The sequence below is a fragment of the Vibrio sp. RW genome, assembly GCF_027587105.1.
Taxonomy (GTDB): domain Bacteria; phylum Pseudomonadota; class Gammaproteobacteria; order Enterobacterales; family Vibrionaceae; genus Vibrio; species Vibrio toranzoniae.
In genome coordinates this window covers 31,833-48,886 of record NZ_JAPPTM010000027.1, presented here as the reverse complement: position 1 = coordinate 48,886, position 17,054 = coordinate 31,833, and the positions used below count along the sequence as shown (strand labels likewise).

The 17,054-nt window shown below is 41.9% G+C and carries 15 protein-coding genes; 4 read left to right on the top strand and 11 right to left on the bottom strand.

From position 1 onward, the window contains the following. Nucleotides 1-1,777: 1,777 nt before the first annotated feature. The 5 genes from OCT63_RS17990 to OCT63_RS17960 all read right to left on the bottom strand — a co-directional run bounded on the left by OCT63_RS17990 (nucleotide 1,778) and on the right by OCT63_RS17960 (nucleotide 5,747). Nucleotides 1,778-2,188 (bottom strand): GNAT family N-acetyltransferase, encoded by a 411-nt coding sequence (locus OCT63_RS17990; RefSeq protein ID WP_054963648.1) that lies wholly within the window; start codon nucleotides 2,186-2,188, stop codon nucleotides 1,778-1,780. A 732-nt stretch (nucleotides 2,189-2,920) separates the two neighbouring features. Continuing rightward, nucleotides 2,921-3,286, bottom strand: a complete 366-nt coding sequence (locus OCT63_RS17985) for a hypothetical protein (RefSeq protein WP_269984212.1) — start codon at nucleotides 3,284-3,286, stop codon at nucleotides 2,921-2,923. A 219-nt stretch (nucleotides 3,287-3,505) separates the two neighbouring features. Then, complete coding sequence (locus OCT63_RS17975; RefSeq protein WP_269984211.1) at nucleotides 3,506-4,129, bottom strand: hypothetical protein; 624 nt, start codon at nucleotides 4,127-4,129, stop codon at nucleotides 3,506-3,508. 151 nt (nucleotides 4,130-4,280) lie between these two features. Further along, nucleotides 4,281-4,571, bottom strand: coding sequence for a hypothetical protein (locus tag OCT63_RS17965; protein WP_269984210.1), 291 nt, complete (start codon nucleotides 4,569-4,571; stop codon nucleotides 4,281-4,283). Nucleotides 4,572-5,312: 741 nt separating this feature from the next. Further along, on the bottom strand, nucleotides 5,313-5,747 hold the full coding sequence (locus tag OCT63_RS17960; protein ID WP_161749054.1) for a hypothetical protein: 435 nt from the start codon (nucleotides 5,745-5,747) through the stop codon (nucleotides 5,313-5,315). A 229-nt stretch (nucleotides 5,748-5,976) separates the two neighbouring features. Between OCT63_RS17960 and OCT63_RS17955 the strand changes: the two genes are divergently transcribed. From OCT63_RS17955 to OCT63_RS17945, 3 genes are all read left to right on the top strand, one after another. Continuing rightward, the gene (locus tag OCT63_RS17955) at nucleotides 5,977-6,951 is read left to right on the top strand and encodes an integron integrase (protein ID WP_161673356.1); all 975 of its coding nucleotides are present in this window, start codon (nucleotides 5,977-5,979) and stop codon (nucleotides 6,949-6,951) included. Between the two features lie 236 nt (nucleotides 6,952-7,187). Continuing rightward, on the top strand, nucleotides 7,188-7,709 hold the full coding sequence (locus OCT63_RS17950) for a prepilin-type N-terminal cleavage/methylation domain-containing protein (protein ID WP_269984209.1): 522 nt from the start codon (nucleotides 7,188-7,190) through the stop codon (nucleotides 7,707-7,709). 402 nt (nucleotides 7,710-8,111) lie between these two features. Next, nucleotides 8,112-8,303, top strand: a complete 192-nt coding sequence (locus tag OCT63_RS17945; protein ID WP_060467984.1) for a hypothetical protein — start codon at nucleotides 8,112-8,114, stop codon at nucleotides 8,301-8,303. 342 nt (nucleotides 8,304-8,645) lie between these two features. Here the strand turns inward: OCT63_RS17945 and proX are convergent, their stop codons facing one another. The 6 genes from proX to OCT63_RS17915 form a co-directional block, all read right to left on the bottom strand. After that, nucleotides 8,646-9,653 carry a glycine betaine/L-proline ABC transporter substrate-binding protein ProX gene (gene proX, locus OCT63_RS17940; protein ID WP_060467985.1) on the bottom strand — a complete coding sequence of 336 codons (1,008 nt, stop codon included), beginning with the start codon at nucleotides 9,651-9,653 and terminating at the stop codon, nucleotides 8,646-8,648. Next, a complete protein-coding gene (gene proW, locus OCT63_RS17935; protein ID WP_060467986.1) occupies nucleotides 9,646-10,749 on the bottom strand; it encodes a glycine betaine/L-proline ABC transporter permease ProW in 1,104 nt (367 codons plus the stop codon). Before proW ends, proX begins: the two co-directional genes overlap by 8 nt. Nucleotides 10,750-10,752: 3 nt before the next feature. Continuing rightward, entirely contained in the window at nucleotides 10,753-11,940 is a 1,188-nt protein-coding gene (proV, locus tag OCT63_RS17930; RefSeq protein ID WP_060467987.1) for a glycine betaine/L-proline ABC transporter ATP-binding protein ProV, read from the bottom strand. Between the two features lie 538 nt (nucleotides 11,941-12,478). Further along, a complete protein-coding gene (locus tag OCT63_RS17925) occupies nucleotides 12,479-12,691 on the bottom strand; it encodes a TIGR02450 family Trp-rich protein (RefSeq protein WP_060467988.1) in 213 nt (70 codons plus the stop codon). Between the two features lie 143 nt (nucleotides 12,692-12,834). Next, nucleotides 12,835-15,282 (bottom strand): molybdopterin guanine dinucleotide-containing S/N-oxide reductase, encoded by a 2,448-nt coding sequence (locus OCT63_RS17920; RefSeq protein ID WP_269984208.1) that lies wholly within the window; start codon nucleotides 15,280-15,282, stop codon nucleotides 12,835-12,837. A gap of 22 nt (nucleotides 15,283-15,304) precedes the next feature. Continuing rightward, nucleotides 15,305-16,399, bottom strand: coding sequence for a NapC/NirT family cytochrome c (locus OCT63_RS17915; protein WP_161686022.1), 1,095 nt, complete (start codon nucleotides 16,397-16,399; stop codon nucleotides 15,305-15,307). A gap of 306 nt (nucleotides 16,400-16,705) precedes the next feature. Here OCT63_RS17915 and OCT63_RS17910 point away from each other — a divergent pair, with 306 nt between their 5' ends. Beyond that, complete coding sequence (locus tag OCT63_RS17910) at nucleotides 16,706-16,981, top strand: nitrogenase-stabilizing/protective protein NifW (RefSeq protein WP_019824239.1); 276 nt, start codon at nucleotides 16,706-16,708, stop codon at nucleotides 16,979-16,981. Nucleotides 16,982-17,054: the final 73 nt, after the last annotated feature.

Below are 17,054 nucleotides of genomic sequence, written 5' to 3'. Positions count from 1 at the left end.
GCAGAACAGGGTTTTTAGACCACAAACGCTTTTCTGCCCTTTGCAAACTAACGCTAAGCTAAGTAGTGAGCAACGTAATACGAAGCCACCGCATAACACCTTAAACACATAAATCAACGCATACTAAAAATGCCACACGTTGCGAATCTGCCTTAAGCGCTTTGTTAGTTTGCCACCGCGATGAAGCCAAAGGCTTAGCGCCAAGATGCTGAATTGGTTACAAAACTACTGGCTTTGAACACAAAAGTAAAACGGACAGCTCAGAATTTAAACCCTACCGACAAAACGTATTTGGCTAAGAAGACTTTCGTAGATGCCGACAGCCACAAATACCATCTTTCAATGTTCCCGCTTAACTTTCAAAACCAAAGAAGCAGCGCGCAAGAATATTGAGAAATGAACCTTACTAACACGGAAGAAATGAGTAACACGGAAGCCAATTAACCGAAAAACGGGCTACGCGAAGTGCCTATTTCGATGAAAAGTCTTTGGGAAATAACAGGTGAATAGCGAGGACGCAGAACAAGGCTTTTAGACCATAAATGCTTTTCTGCCCTTTGCAAACTAACGCTAAGCTAAGTAGTGAGCAACCCAATACGAAGCCACCGCATAACACCTTAAACACATAAATCAACGCATACTAAAAATGCCACACGTTGCGAATCTGCCTTAAGCGCTTTGTTAGTTTGCCACCACGATGAAGCCAGAGGTTTAGCGCCAAGGTGCTGAATTGGCTATGAAACTACTGGGTTTCGACGCAAAAGTAAAATGAGCAGCTTAGAATTTAAACCCAACCAACAAAACGCACTTGGCTAAGAAGCGACATACGACAAACAACCACGGTTTGAAGTGCTTTAACTGACAAAGGATTCGTTCGACCAACCTGACAACCAAGTGCGATTAAGCCATTTGTTAGCGAATCAGCACCAAGACAAAGAAAACGCACCAAAGAACTAGCAACAATGTTAGAACCAGTAAGTGACTAACGCACCGCAAACGCTTCCAATATAGTGCCACCGGAAAGTTCGTGAGATTGAAAAACGAACAGGTGAATAGCTAGAACGTAGGACAAAGCTTTTAGACCATAAATGCTTTTCTGCCCTTTGCAAACTAACGCTAAGCTAAGTGGCTAACAAACCTGCCACCCTACTCAATTTGAACACCTTAAACACACAACTTAATCAAACCAAAAATGCCGAGCGTTTGTTAGTCCGTCTTAAGCGCTTTGTTAGTTTGCCACCGTGATGAAACTAGAGGTTTAGCGCTAAGGTGCTGAATTAGCTATAAAATACTGGCTTTAAACGCAAAAGTAAAACAAGCAGCTCAGAATTAAAACCCAACCAACAAAACGCACGTGGCTAAGAAGTGACATACCACAAACAACCACGGTTTGAAGCGCTTTAACTGGCAAAGGATTCGTTCGACTCACCTGACAACCAAGTGTGACTAAGCTATTTGTTAGCGAATGAGCCGCCAAGAAAAAGAAAACGCACCAATGAACTAGCAACAATGTTAGAACCCGTAAGTGACTCACTCACCGCAAACGCTTCCAACATAGTGCCACCGGAAAGTTCGTGAGATTGGAAAAGGAACAGGTGAATAGCTAGAACGTAGAACAACGCTCTTAGACCACAAACGCTTTTCTGCTCCTTGCAAACTAACGCCGCGTTAAGTAGTGAGCAACGCCGACCACCACACCTAAAATATTGTGCCGTAAACACTAAATTCAAATCAAACCGAAAATGCCGAGCGTTGCGAATCTGCCTTAAACGCTTTGTTATGCGTGCGGCTTAAATTTCTTCGTCATTCCTTGGCTGGATGGAGAAACAAGCTTGTACCCTAATTTCTCGTAAAACACTGGCTCATCTGCGATCATTGAAACATAAGAGCCTTCAAGAGCAACCGACGACAAATAGTTATCTATATGCTCCATGACCTTCCGGCCTAACCCTTGGCCTTGATAGTTCGGATCAACTGCAACATCCACGACTTCAAAGTTACATGCGCCGTCTCCAACTACCCGCCCCATAGCAATTAGCACATCATCATCTCGAACCGAGATAGCGTACAAGCTATTTGGCAAAGCAATAGTGGCAGCTTTTAACGACTTTGGAGACAGCCCAGCCTTCACTCTCATTTCGCAAAATTCTGACGGGCTAGGGACTTTTGCTTCGTATGTTATTGTCATGATGTACATCTCCTTTTATTACATTCGGAGCATACACAAGACAACTGTATAAATAAACATGTAAAGTGAGTTTTTGATTAGTACGCATAACGCTAAGCTAAGTAGTGAGCAACGTAATACGAAGCCACCGCATAACACCTTAAACACATAAATCAACGCATACTAAAAATGCCACACGTTGCGAATCTGCCTTAAGCGCTTTGTTAGTTTGCCACCGCGATGAAGCCAAAGGCTTAGCGCCAAGATGCTGAATTGGTTACAAAACTACTGGCTTTGAACACAAAAGTAAAACGGACAGCTCAGAATTTAAACCCTACCGACAAAACGTATTTGGCTAAGAAGACTTTCGTAGATGCCGACAGCCACAAATACCATCTTTCAATGTTCCCGCTTAACTTTCAAAACCAAAGAAGCAGCGCGCAAGAATATTGAGAAATGAACCTTACTAACACGGAAGAAATGAGTAACACGGAAGCCAATTAACCGAAAAACGGGCTACGCGAGGTGCCTATTTCGATGAAAAGTCTTTGGGAAATAACAGGTGAATAGCGAGGACGCAGAACAAGGCTTTCAGACCATAAATGCCTTTCTGCCCTTTGCAAACTAACGCCGCGTTAAGTAGTGAGCAACGCAACCACGAAACTTAACCATACCACCTTAAACACAAAACCCAACGATGGAATGAAAAATACCATGCGTTGGGAATCTGTCTTAAACGCCTTGTTAGATGCGCTAGTCTACTTCCGTCTCACTATCTATTGATACATCTTCATCTGTCAATTCGCCACCACGAGAGAGCATGATATTGAACCGTTTAAAAGAGGAAAAGAAACCCTCAAATGACATATTAGCCCTTACCTTTCTTATAGAGCCGTCATTTTCATCTTCTAAAAAGGCACTAACCCATACTGGATCATCGTCATTCTCAATAGCCATATCGCTGACAAACATTTCAACACCAATAAGGAACTCTGAATCTTCTGCGTGCCCATTGTCTCTCAACCATGAAATTAGACTGTCATCATCTGAATGATCGGCAGCAGCTGTGCCTGTTTGATCATTATATTGAACCGATGCGGTAAATGTTTCTTTATGCATTGCTTAGCCCTCTACTTCTTATTTAGGTCCAAGAGCAACTTACATGAGATATGCACACGCAACAATATGCATTACTCACGATTTTGGGAAATCACGAGCATCTAACGCCCAATTAAGGTGTGAGCCACGCTACCACGACACTCAATTTGAACACCGTAAACACTAAACCAAATCCAAACCAAAAATGCCAAGCGTGGGGAATCACTCTTAAATTGTTTGTTATATTTTTGATGCCGCCATCAATAAACAGTAGTTTTTTACGCTTTCACAATGCTCACCCATCCAATATGCATATGGGGTACTTCGGTGCCAATTTAGATCAACCAAGCTATTGTGAATTGTACTATCTGGGGTACTAAGTGAACCATGTGCCACAACTTGCTCTGGTACATTGTTTAGTCCACACCACCATTCAGGCATCGAGCGTTTCCACTTTGTCTCAAGCCAAACATCAGATAAAGCAACTACGTATTCACTTTCGAAACCGGTAATCCCATTGTCATGAAGGAACTTTTTGTCTCGATGATGTAGACGCTCAATATCGTTTATAATTTCTTGTTTTTTCTTTGTGTGAGATAAACGTTTTGCCTCAATGAAAAAAACAGCTTTGTGCTTAGGGGAAAAAACAAAACCATCAATGTGCTGCTTTTTCTCAACCCACGGAAACTCAAGCCATGATACAGCTCGATCATCATCGAGACACTTCATTAGGGCATTTACGTAGATATGAACTTGGTTGGCTTCTGTGAAACCAGTACTCCCTCGCGCTGGATAAAAGTTTGTTAGCGTTCGGGTGTAAGTCACGACCATTTCATCAAATGATTTAGAAATTATTTGTTCCATCGATACCTCAGAAAAATATAACGCTCTGTTAAGGTGTGAGCAACGCAATACCGAAGCTATCGCATACCACCTTAAACACTAAACGCAACGCATAGTAAAAATGCCATGCGTTGCGAATCACTCTTAAACAGTTTGTTATGCGCAAACGAGTCTACAACTCAGCATATACCTCACGCATTTGTTTATCACCTTTCTTGTACCCCGGCGGATTATCTTCAAACACATCATTAGTAACAGTTAAGCTAGATATGTCATCTACGATACATAAATCCCATTCATGACCAGGGGTAACATGACCGCCTTCTGTTTGATAGCAACGCAAAACTACATTGCCTTTTCTTGATTCCCCAATTGCAGCAGGCTGTGCAACTCGGTCGTAACCGCTGTAGGTAAAACGAATTTCAAGACGCTCATCAATAGCATCCATTAATGTTTGGATCATGTCCTTTCCTCTTTGTGTAATAAACCAAAGAAGAGAATAAACTAAAGAACCAGACGCTTATGAGATCAATTGCGCATAACGCTAAGCTAAGTAGTGAGCAACGCAATACGAAGCCACTGCATAGTGCCTTAAACACATAAATCAACGCATACTAAAAATGCCACGCGTTGCGAATCTGTCTTAAGCGCTTTGTTAGTTTGCCACCTCGATGAAACCAGAGGTTTAGCGCCAAGGTGCTGAATTAGTTACAAAACTACTGGCTTTGAATGCAAAAGTAAAACGGGCAGCTCAGAATTCAAAACCAACCAACAAAACGTACTGGGCTAAGAAGCGACATACGACAAACAACCACGGTTTGAAGCACTTTAACTGGCAAAGGATTCGTTCGACTAACCTGACAACCAAATGTGACTAAGCTATTTGTTAGCGAATTAGTCACCAAGAAAAAGAAAACGCGCCAAAGAACTAGCAATAATGTTAGAACCAGTAAATTACTAACTCACCGCAAACGCTTCCAAAATAGTGCCACCGGAAAGCTCGTGAGATTGGAAAGCGAACAGGTGAATAGCTAGAACGCAGAACAAGGCTTTTAGACCACAAACGCTTTTCTGCCCCTTGCAAACTAACGCCGCGTTAAGTAGTGAGCAACGCTACCACCTAATCTAAACCATTGCACCGTAAACACTAAACCAAACTTGAACTGAAAATGCCAAGCGTTGGGAATCTGCCTTAAACGCTTTGTTAGGCTTTTAGTTTCTCCATTGTTTCCCTTATCGGCAACTGCTTTTCAAAGTACTGACGAAATGCAACATGAAGATCTTGAATCCAATTTTCACTATTTTCGGTTTCAAGAAATTTCATCGCTTTTTCAGGTATTGGGGCTTTTTGATAATGAAATGTGGCGTTTCTAAAAAGCCGCAAAGCATCTACAAAATCGTATTGTTCCAATAATGAATCCACTCTTTCACCGGTAATATCTAGTTCGCGATAACCTTCGACTACAACGTATAACAACGAGTAAAAAACTGAAATCCTACGAAATGATGAGTGTAACTGAGATAGAGTTTGCAACTCACTTGAATAACTGTCATCGACTGGTAAATTTGCGTTGATTACGACATTTACAGCATCAGCATTCAGCCAATGTGAATGCAAAGCTACCATACTTGAGTTCATATTACCTCCGAAAGCCTAACAGTTATTAGACAGAAAAATTCTGTACTTAAATACAGAACTTTTATATCTAGTACCTTAATAACATAAACCATATCCCATTTTTATGAAAAATAACAGTAGCTTAAATACTACAACCCTAAGCCTTCATCCCACAATGCAGATTTTTTCTATATAGTATGAGTTGATATGCCAAACTGCAGTTTATGTATATATAACCAGTAAAAGCTTAATGAAAAAATCACCATTTTTATCGCACATACAAGAATATATGCTTGGGAGAAACTATGCTCTTCGTACAACCGAAGCGTACATTTATTGGATCCACCAATACATTCTTTATCATGACAAAATACACCCAAAACGCTTAACCTCTAGGCATGTAGAGGATTTCCTAACGCACCTTGTTGTTGACAAAAAATCAGCAAAGAAAACACAAAGTCTGGCACTCAATTCACTAGTATTTTTATACAAAGAAATCATTCAAAAACCCATAGATCTTGATATGCAGTTTCGACGTTCAGACAAGTCCAGAAAATTGCCCACGATTATGACTCCAGAAGAAATTGGAAGGTTATTCAGTCACTGCTCACCTAATTACAAATTGGCTTACCAATTAATGTATGGGTCAGGCTTGCGTTTAATGGAATGCGTGCGTTTACGCATACAAGATATCGATTATGAATATAAATCCGTACGTGTATGGCAAGGTAAAGGAGGCAAAAACCGTATAGTTACAATAGCTCCAGAACTTTTCCCAGCAATCAAACATCAACAACAGGTATCTACGAGTTATTATCAACAAGACGTGAATGACGAAACTTTTTCTGGTGTATACCTCCCTGAGGCTTTAGCTAGAAAATATCCAAATGCAGAAACGAATTTAAATTGGCAATTTCTCTTTCCTTCTAATCGTTTGTCGTCAGATTTACAAACAGGCGAGGTACGTAGACATCATATTCACCCAACAGCGCTGCAAAAGCACATTAAGGTCGCTGGCCAAAAAGCGAACATTGATAAAAATATCTCATGCCATACCTTAAGACACTCATTTGCTACACATCTTCTTCAAAGTGGTGCGGATATTAGAACCGTTCAAGAACAACTAGGACACTGTGATTTGAAAACAACCCAAATATATACCCACATCATTGACAGAGGGGCCAATGGCGTTATTAGCCCGCTATCAAAAATATTCGTCAAATGATGCTTTTACCGACGGAAGCGCTTAGATCCAAAGCATCTCGAAGAAACTCGTAACGCTAAAGCTCCCTAATCTAATAATGCTGAACCTTAATCTACACGTCTCAATTTGTAAAAGATCAGTATTTTGGAATCATAACATCGATATTAGATAGTAAAATTGTCACCATAGAAAAGATATTTCCTTTGGTAAGAGTGGCTTATGATGCATACTAGTGGCTTTTAAAGAGGGGATAGTCAATGAAAAAGAACGGCTTTACACTTCTTGAGCTTGTTGTCGTAATTGTAATTCTCGGAATAATTGCTGTGACCGCTGCTCCTAGATATCTAAATATTAGTACCAATTCTCATGTAGCTGTTGTGAAAGGGACGGGCGCATCTTTTAAAACAGGTGTCGACTTTGCTTATTCAAAGTTAATGGCAACGAATGGCGGTGGCCCTGCAACCAATATTCCTATTTACGATGACTCCGCTACTGGACAGCTTGATTTCAATGAGTGGGGGTACCCTGCCCAGCAATGGCATTTAGAGGAAGACTTTCCAAGGTTAGACAATATCGATGATTGCATATCGGTCTGGGATGCGCTATTCGCAGACCCACCAAGTATTTCTAGCTTTAATTCTCCTACAGATACAGACTATATCGCTGAATACATTCAAACCGATCAATGTCGCTACCATTACAGGACAGTTCCAGAACTCTCCATTTATTATAACTCAATGACTGGTGAGGTTATTGTAGACGATGAGCCCAATAACTAAGCCTTAGATGGTATAATGTTGAGGTACTATAGTAAGTAACCGCTTCCAATAAAAATATCACATGTTAAAAGTTAATATATGGGAACAAGTGTTATATCTAGTTAGTCTATTAGCAATTAACCAGCATTTTGTATTAGCGCAAAACCTACTACTTTGTAACTATATGTTTCATTGACTGTTTTCATAATTACGCAAGTACGTTAGACAAACTTAAACCACCTCACAAAACACTTGAGATCTGATACAAAAGTGAAAAAAGTACGATCTTTCTTATCACTATTTTGTATACATAAGTAATATCAACGATCTCAATTAGCCGTGGCCATTAATTGAGCAATTGCTTTCACTTTTTGAAGTCTGTATCGTTTCCTTATGCACATGATCACTTAAGGATTGATGACAATGGACAAGCTACTAACGAGCGTGATGGAGAAAAAACAGAGAACAATCGTAACAAGTCTATTCGCACTGAGCGGATTTAAAATAGCAGCAACAGACTTTGATGATGTGACTTTTGAGCGTGAAGACGTAACTGTTAATGTTCATTTTGATTTGTCTTCAAATGTAGTATCAATTTCGGTTTTAAATAATTAAGAAAACAGTCTCATTATTGATAGTGAGTCATAAACAATGTGACTCACTATTTATTTTAATTAATTTGACACCAAACACTCTACTCTTCCCCCTTCTGATGTTTGTGATAAGTCATACTTATATCCATATTCAAAACACAACTGAGTTATCGAGTTTTCTAAAAGCTTAGCTGTTCAATGTGAGCGCTAGAACATAAAATAAAAAGCCAGCGTCGGAATAAGACTGCTAGCTTTTTAATGATTAACTTCATCGTTTCCTGACTGAGTATTATAGCGTTTCTTTGATGCTCACAAACACCAAAGAAAGTACTCACTTAGTCTGAACTAATACAATTAAACGTTGTTATAGTGCTGCTTTCTTGGCTTCTTCAATCCAACCATCAAACATGCTTTGGTTCGCTTTAATCCAGCCGTTCACGTGTGCTTCGATATCAGCAGAGCTGTTTTTACCCTTGCTCATCATCATGTTCTGTGCACTTACATCATTGATGTTAAGCTTGATGATTTCGAAAAGCTTAGCCGCGGATGGATTATTTTTTGCAAACTCTTTATTCGCGATAATACGCATTGAGTTCATTTGGAAGCCATAGTTCTTACCGTTAGATAGCGTAGTATCAACATCAGAACGATCACCAGGAAGTGAAGAAAATGGAACTTCTAACCAAACTACATCTTCATTTGGAACCAATACACCACTCACCCAATACGGTGTCCACGTGTAGTATAGAATTGATTCACCCTTTTGGTAGCGCGAAATGGTATCAGCAATGATGGCTGCATAGTTACCTTGATTATGAGTAACCGTATCATCCAGTTTAAATGCTGAAAGTTGGTGCTCAATAACCGTCTCACAACCCCAACCTGGGTTACAGCCCGTTAGATCAGCTTTACCATCTCCATTTGCATCAAACAGTTTCGCAATTTTTGGATCGGTTAGTTGACCAATATTCGTAATGTTATACTTTTCTGCCGTTTTCTTATCAATCAAGTAGCCCTGAGCTGCACCGCTGACATATTGACCTTCACGATAAAACTTATCATCGCCACCTGCCATTTTGTATTTATCATCATGAAGTGGAAACCAGCCTACTGATAGGAATGTGGCGTCACCTTTTGCGATCGAGGTATAACCTACGTTGTAGTCCACTTCTTGCGTCGATTTCACGTCATAGCCAAGTTCTTCTAAAGCACGATTAACGATCAAAGTTTGGAATGTTTCTTCCGCTACAGACGATTGAACAGGTTGAACGGAGATACCTTCACCCGGTAAGCTTGCTGCCCAAACATTTGTTGATACGGCTAATGTAGAAACGATGCTAACAGCTAATTTGCTCTTCCATGAATTATTCATTAGTGTTTTTCCTTGATTGTAGTTTTGATTGGTTACCGCGATTTAAAGCGTTAAGTAAAATGGAAACAGGTCCCATACGGTACCAGCGTAGTTTTGTATCACCTGCATTAACCCCTAAAACTTGAGTAATTCGATCAAGTAGGATTGCAAGAATAACAATGCCTAAGCCACCGACAGCAGCAAGCCCCATATCTAAACGACCGATACCTCTCAGTACCATTTGGCCTAAACCGCCTACTGCGATCATTGACGCTATAACAACCATAGACAGCGACAACATGAGTGTTTGGTTTACACCTGCCATTATAGTTGGCAAGGCGAGCGGCAGCTGAATGCGATAAAGCATTTGCTTTTTATTGGCACCGAACGAATGTCCCGCTTCAATCAATTCTTCCGGTACCTGTTGGATACCCAAGATGGTCAAACGTACCACTGGTGGTAATGCAAATATGATCGTTACCACTACGCCCGGCACGTTACCAATACCAAATAACATAACGATGGGTACCAAATAAACGAAAGCAGGCGTGGTTTGCATCGCATCGAGAATTGGACGCACAAATTTAGCGGCAGTATTACTTCGGGCCAACCATATACCCATTGGTAAGCCGATCAATAAACAGAAGAATACCGATGTCATAACCAGTGAAAGAGTGGTCATCGCTTCAGACCAAGCGCCAATCAAGCCAATAAAAGTAAGGGATACTGCAGTCGCAACACCAAGCTTGAGGTTTGAAAACTGCCATGCAACCAAAAACAAAATGATCAGCATGAATGGTGCAGGTGTAGACACAAGTGCCGTTTCAAATGAACTTAAAATGAAATCGATAGGTATACGTACTGCCTGAAATAATGGTCGACCATGTTCAACTAGCCAATTCAATCCAGATTCAACCCAATTATCAACTGGCAACACTGCTTCCGCAAATGGGTTTAGTGGATCAAAAGGTGCAGTCTCTACTGTTTCACTGCTTAACCAATCAGCCGATGGTGATGTATCACTTGCTTGACCCCATGGGTCACTTGCAGGTTGATCTGATGGTTCTGATTTAGTGGATTGTGACCACGGGTCATTATCTATTTGTTCTGACGACATGCTCTACCCCTTATCCAATGTTTGTAGCAGTCGTGATTTAGTTACCACGCCAAAGTAAGTACCTTTATCGTCGACGACAGGAACGGAGTAAGGAACACCGCCAACAAGGCCAAGTACGTCGTTGATTGGTAAATCCGGGTTAAGAGTTAAGCCATCATCTAATTGAGCACTAACTAATGACTTATTTTCTTTGTGTGCTTTACGAAGAGACTCAACAGAAACAATGCCGGAGTAGTGACTGCTCTTATCAATAACGATGCCGTATTCACGGTCGTTATCCATCAATATCTGTAATGCGGAGGCTGGGCCGTCATGTTCTGACTTCTTAAATACCGCCGCAGGTTTCTTGCGAGCAATATCTTTGACGGTCAATGCACTCGCCACATTAACACCTCGGAAAAAGGCTTCAACATAGTCATTAGCAGGGCTATTTAAGATCTCGTCTGGTGTACCAACTTGAACCACCTCACCATTTTGCATAATCGCAATTCGATCGCCGATTCTCATTGCCTCATCAAGATCATGGGAAATAAAAACAATCGTACGCTTGTCGTCATTTTGCAGTCGGATTAGCTCGTCTTGCATTTCAGTACGAATCAAAGGGTCGAGTGCAGAAAACGCTTCGTCCATTAATAAAATGTCAGGGTCACAGGCGAGAGCACGAGCCAAACCAACGCGCTGTTTCATCCCACCAGACAATTCATCTGGATAAGATTCTGGATATGGGCCAAGGCCAACTCGTTCTAGTGCTGTAAATGCTGACTGTTTTCGTATATCGGCTTCCACACCTGCTAGCTCAAGGCCAAAAGCTGCGTTCTCGATCACCGTCATATGTGGCATCAAGGCGAAATTTTGGAAAACCATAGAGATGTTATTACGGCGAACTTCGCGGAGTCTATCTTCTGAGATGTGGGCAATATCTTTGCCTCGAAGAAGCACATTGCCCTTGGTAGGTTCAATCAAGCGGTTAAGAAGGCGTACTAGGGTTGATTTGCCAGATCCTGACAATCCCATTATGACGAAAATTTCACCTTCTTGAATACTCAAAGAAACATCGTTAACACCGATCGTTAGCCCTGTCTCTTCGAAAACTTTGTCTTTATCCGCACCTTCATCAATCATTGAAAAAGCACGATCAGTGTCTTCACCAAACACCTTGTACAGTCCCTTAACTTCCAGTATGGGATCCATGTAATCTAATCCTTTCTTAGTTTTTTTAAGCTTAAAAACGGCTATTTAAGATTAAAAGTAGTTTATTTAAACCCGGAAAACAATTAGCACTCTAATCAATTGCCTGGTAAGGATCAAGAGATTCTATACTGTAAAAAATTCTGTTAAGACTATAATCAACCATAAAAAAACCAATTCAACATCAACTTAAAAAAACATAATATATTGATATTTATATAAAATTAAAAAAACAATAAACCTTATAAATTATGTGTCAACGGCTAAAAGATTATTGAATGTTTATTTAAAACTTGAGTGAACAATAAAGTCCACAAACCAAGAACAAAGAAAATAGTTCGTACACAAATCATTAGAATGCGAACTATTTATCAAAATTTCAGAGCCAGAGATTCACTTTGTTCAATGGATAAATCAAAGGCAGAATAAAACAAGACCACGGCTCTCCATCACCGGCTAAAACAAGCTTGGAGAAACTGGTAGCCTCTAGTTTGCCTTAGAATGATCTAACGACCTTTAACAAAGAACAATATTCTCTCCCCTATTTCCAGCCTGGGAGCCAATTTTGATTATCAATGAGGTCTCGCCAATTGATGTCTTCTTCTCGTTTGGTCATTACCGCCTCTATCATGCAGCGCACTACCTCCCCTTCATCAAATTCGACTTCTGTGACCATAAAGTGCTTTTCTTTCTTCACAGGACTTACGGCTGTCCATTTGCTACGAAATAACTTCTTTGGGTTGATCCGATTCATGGGATTCTCTCTTGCTTTGATGTCGTTGATTATTATGAGTTGTCTACTCGACACACAGTAATAGTCTTTCCACCGCAAAAAAGATCATAAAAAAAGCCAGCGGCTAGGCTGGCTTCGTTCAATTAGCTATTTCTCGTTAAAGATTAACCATTTTTAGGTGGATCAAATGCCGTCAGTTCTAATACTGGGCCTGTGTATTTTTCAATTTTCACAAGCGCAGAGTTCGCCGCACAACCATTCGCCAAACGAGAGGTCGGAATATCCAACGTAAGTACGTTACAGCCGCCGTTTTTACATAGGCCTGTATCTTTATCTAAATCTGGCCAACCGCCTTCATGGATACATACAGAGCCTTGTTTGATGCCATCAGTCACTAATGCACCAACCAATACTTGGCCACGACCATTGTGTGCACGAACCAAATCACCCGTTTTAATACCACGCGCTTTTGCGTCTTCAGGGTGAATTGAAATCGGCTCGCGGTCTGCGATCGCGTACTCTTCACGAATCTTGGCGTAGTTGAACTGACTGTGTAGACGGTGCGCGGCGTGCGCTGTCATCAATTGCAGTTCACCATCTTTTGCATTGCCGGTGTACTCTGTTGGCTCTAACCAAGTAGGGTGCGCCGGACAATCGTCTAGTTGGTAACCTTCAATCGTTCTTGAAAAAATCTCGAACTTGCCACTCGGTGTACCTAGTGGGTTCATGATTGGGTTCTCACGGAAATCTGCGTAACGAACGAACTGTGCATTCTTCTCGTTCCACTTCATCTCAATCAGTTGGTTATCTTCCCAGAACTTGCTGAAGTTAGGCATTACGATGCGCTGACCACGACCACCTTGCTGTGCGGTTTTGTAGAAACCGTACAGCCATTCCATTTCGGTCTTGCCTTCTGTGTACACATCACGGCCACCTGGGGCAAGTAACTCAGACATGTCCGCAAACACATCGAAGTCATTACGCGCTTCACCTTGAGGCTCAACTACTTTCTTCATTGGCACTAGGTGCTGGTTACTGTAGTCACCTGTCATCGTCATATCATTACGTTCAAACGATGTAGTAATTGGCAACACAATATCCGCGTGTTTAGCTGCTGCTGTCCAGTAAGGTTCTGAGATAACAATCAGCTCAGGTTTTTGCCACGCTTTAATCAAGCGATTGGTATCTTGGTGGTGAGTAAAGTTCGCACCTCCTGCCCACCAGATCATTTTGATCTCTGGGAACGTTAGGTTGTGGCCATTGTGATGGTAGCTTGAACCCGGATTTTCTAGCGCTTCAACAATACGCGCGACAGGGAATGCGTTCACAGCTCCTGAAACTGCCCAGTCATTACCCGCCGAAGAACCACCGCCAAGCGACGCTGAAATCGCAGGAAGTACACCTGCATCACGAGCTGGGTTACCACCGTTTGAGTAGTGGTAAGAAAGACCGAAACCACCACCAGGCAAGCCAACTTGACCTAGCATTGTCGCTAGCGTGACCAACATCCAGTGACGTTGTTCACCGTATTGTTGACGCTGCATACCCCAGCCAGACATCAGCATAGTGCGGTTCTTACTGAAGATATCAGCAAGTAGCTCAAGCTGCTTCACTGGCACACCACAGATCTCAGACGCCCACTCAGCAGATTTTTCAACGCCGTCTTCTTTGCCCATTAGGTAAGCTTCGAATACGTCATAACCTGTTGTGTATTTGCCCAAGAATTCTTTGTCGTGTTTACCCTGCTTCACTAATGTGTGCGCAATACCCATCATCATGGCTACGTCAGTCATTGGGTGCGGAGCAATCCACTCTGCGTTGTCGCCAAAGAACTCGATAGTCTCAGAACGCATTGGATCAATCGCGATCACTGTCTTGCCCGATTTCTTCAACTGGTGGAAGAATTCAAGACCTGCACAGTCCGTTGAGCTCCAAGCGATCTTCAAGGTATTGATTGGGTTTAGACCCCAAAGTACTACCACATCACTGTGTTCAAGGATGACTGGGTAAGTCGTTTGTTGCTCGTATACTTCAATCGAACCCACCACGTGCGGCATGATGACCTGCGCAGCACCTGTTGAGTAATCACCTAAGTGACCAGAGTAACCACCAGCCATGCTCATGTAACGTTGTAAAAGTGTTTGCGCTTTATGCAAAACACCACTTGAACGCCAACCGTAAGAACCTGCGAATACAGACTCTGCACCGTGCTCTTTACGAATACGTGAGTGTTGTTGATGAATCAGTTTGTACACTTCATCCCAAGAGATGCGAACAAACTCATCGCTACCACGTACACCTTCAGGTGCAGATGGGTTAGCCAAGTAGCCTTTACGAACCATAGGGTATTTAACACGCGCTTTGGTGTGTACTTGGTCAGGGCCTGTAGTTTGTAGGCTGTTTGGAACGGTTTGTGCCAGTGCATTCGTTGTCGACACTAACTTGCCATCTTTCACTTCACACAGCATTGGTCCCATACGGCCTGATGTTAGAACACCAGAACCGCGCTTGTCAGAAGCCATTGCGCTCATCGGCGTCAAGGATGTGAATGCCAACGCACCAGCAGTGATACTTGTGCCTTTCATAAATCCACGACGGGTCATATTAGTCATAATTTTATCCTTCTAATTCTCTTTAGTGACCAACAACGTCTTTCGCGTGGTTTTGGAAGTACTTAGTCAGCAGCTCAAGGTTTTGCTCAGAAATGTCGGTACGGTCGCCCATACTTTTCGCAACAGGTCCCCAAGCATTCACAGTGAAGTGGTTTGAAGGAATCTTCGCGTGACACGTTGCACAGTAAACATTGTCCAACTCTTCTGCATAAGACCAGATTGGGTCTAGGGTATCGACAACTGGGTCAGTAATATCACCCGTTAACGCCACTGAACGCCACTCGTTACCATAAGCATCGGCTTTATATTCACCAGTAGTCAGTGCTTCTTGACCTTTGTCTGTCAGTGTCGCAACGATTGCACGTTGACCTTCACCGAAGTAAAGCACTTGTTCTGCACCTTTCATTTGGAACGCATTCAGAGTCACCGTACGGTTGTCGCCTTCAGCTTTAACGACTTCAAGTTCAGCCGTTGGGTTTACGCTACCGAACTCGCCCATTGCGATATCGGTTACTGGGTAAACCACTTTCGCATCTGCTGGCGTGTTTTTGGTAAAGGCGATCAGGGTATCGAAGGCTTTGCTGTCTAGCTGAGCTTCAGGGGCAAAGTGCGCTACGCCTTTATGACAATCGATACACGTTTGGTTGTGCTCTTTACCGTAAGCGTGCATTTTCGCCGCATCACGAGATTGCTCGAACTCTTCCATTGCATCGAATTCGTGACAAGAGCGACACGTCGCTGAGTCATTCTCACGGAATTGAGCCCATACTGTTTCAGCCATCTCTTCACGGTGTGCTTCGTATTTCTCAGGCGTGTCGATCTTACCTGTGATGAATTCGTGGTAGATGTCTTTAGACGCTCTTACTTTGGTGATCACGTAGTCAATCGGATCCGTTGGAATGTGGCAATCGGCACATTCGGCTCGAATGCCTGTTGCGTTACTGAAGTGAACTGAACCTTGATACTCTTTGTGGGGGGCTTCCATCGTGTGGCAAGAAACACAAAACTCAGTGCTCGATGTATAGTGCATAACAGCTGCAGCTCCCCCTAAGGTTAACCAGCCAATACCTATACCGACCGCCGCTATTAGTGCGATATAACGTTTTTTTATTGTCATAATTCTTAATCATCTTCAACAATTGGTTACAATTGAGATCAGAGTAGTACTTTAGGGGTAGATCTGTTTGATTTGGATCATAAATCGCAACCTGAGGAACAAAAATTGAACCTTTCTGAGAACCCACGGTTATTTCGCGAAATTAGTCCCCTCGAAACCTAATCACTTGCTAAATATAAGGCTATGCTTAAATGTTGATTATTGATTAATCTAATATCAACGATACAAAACGGCTTTCTAAGTCAAAGAAGTAAATTGTAAATCTAATACAATATCGGCTAACTCTTTTCATAAGCTCTTCACTCCATGAACCAAACAGAATTCCAGCAAAAAATAGCGAGTTTCACCTCCATCGAACAAGCGCTTGATTACTTTGAAATTGGGTTTGATAGCAAGTTCATCGAGCAGAACAGAATCGAACTCGTCAAACGATTTAATGGTTATCTGATTCTTGCGAAACCTGACGATTGGTTTTCTGGACGAAGAGCATTGAAAAACGCTTACTGCAAGGTGCAACGTAGTAAGTTAGATCGCCACACACGCTCTGCCTGTCGTGGGTGTACCACTTGCCAGCGCCGATAGTTGGCAAGTTGGTTGTTCAAAAATAGACAACTAAAAAGTAGATAGTTGAAATAACATCTCATTACGATTTAGT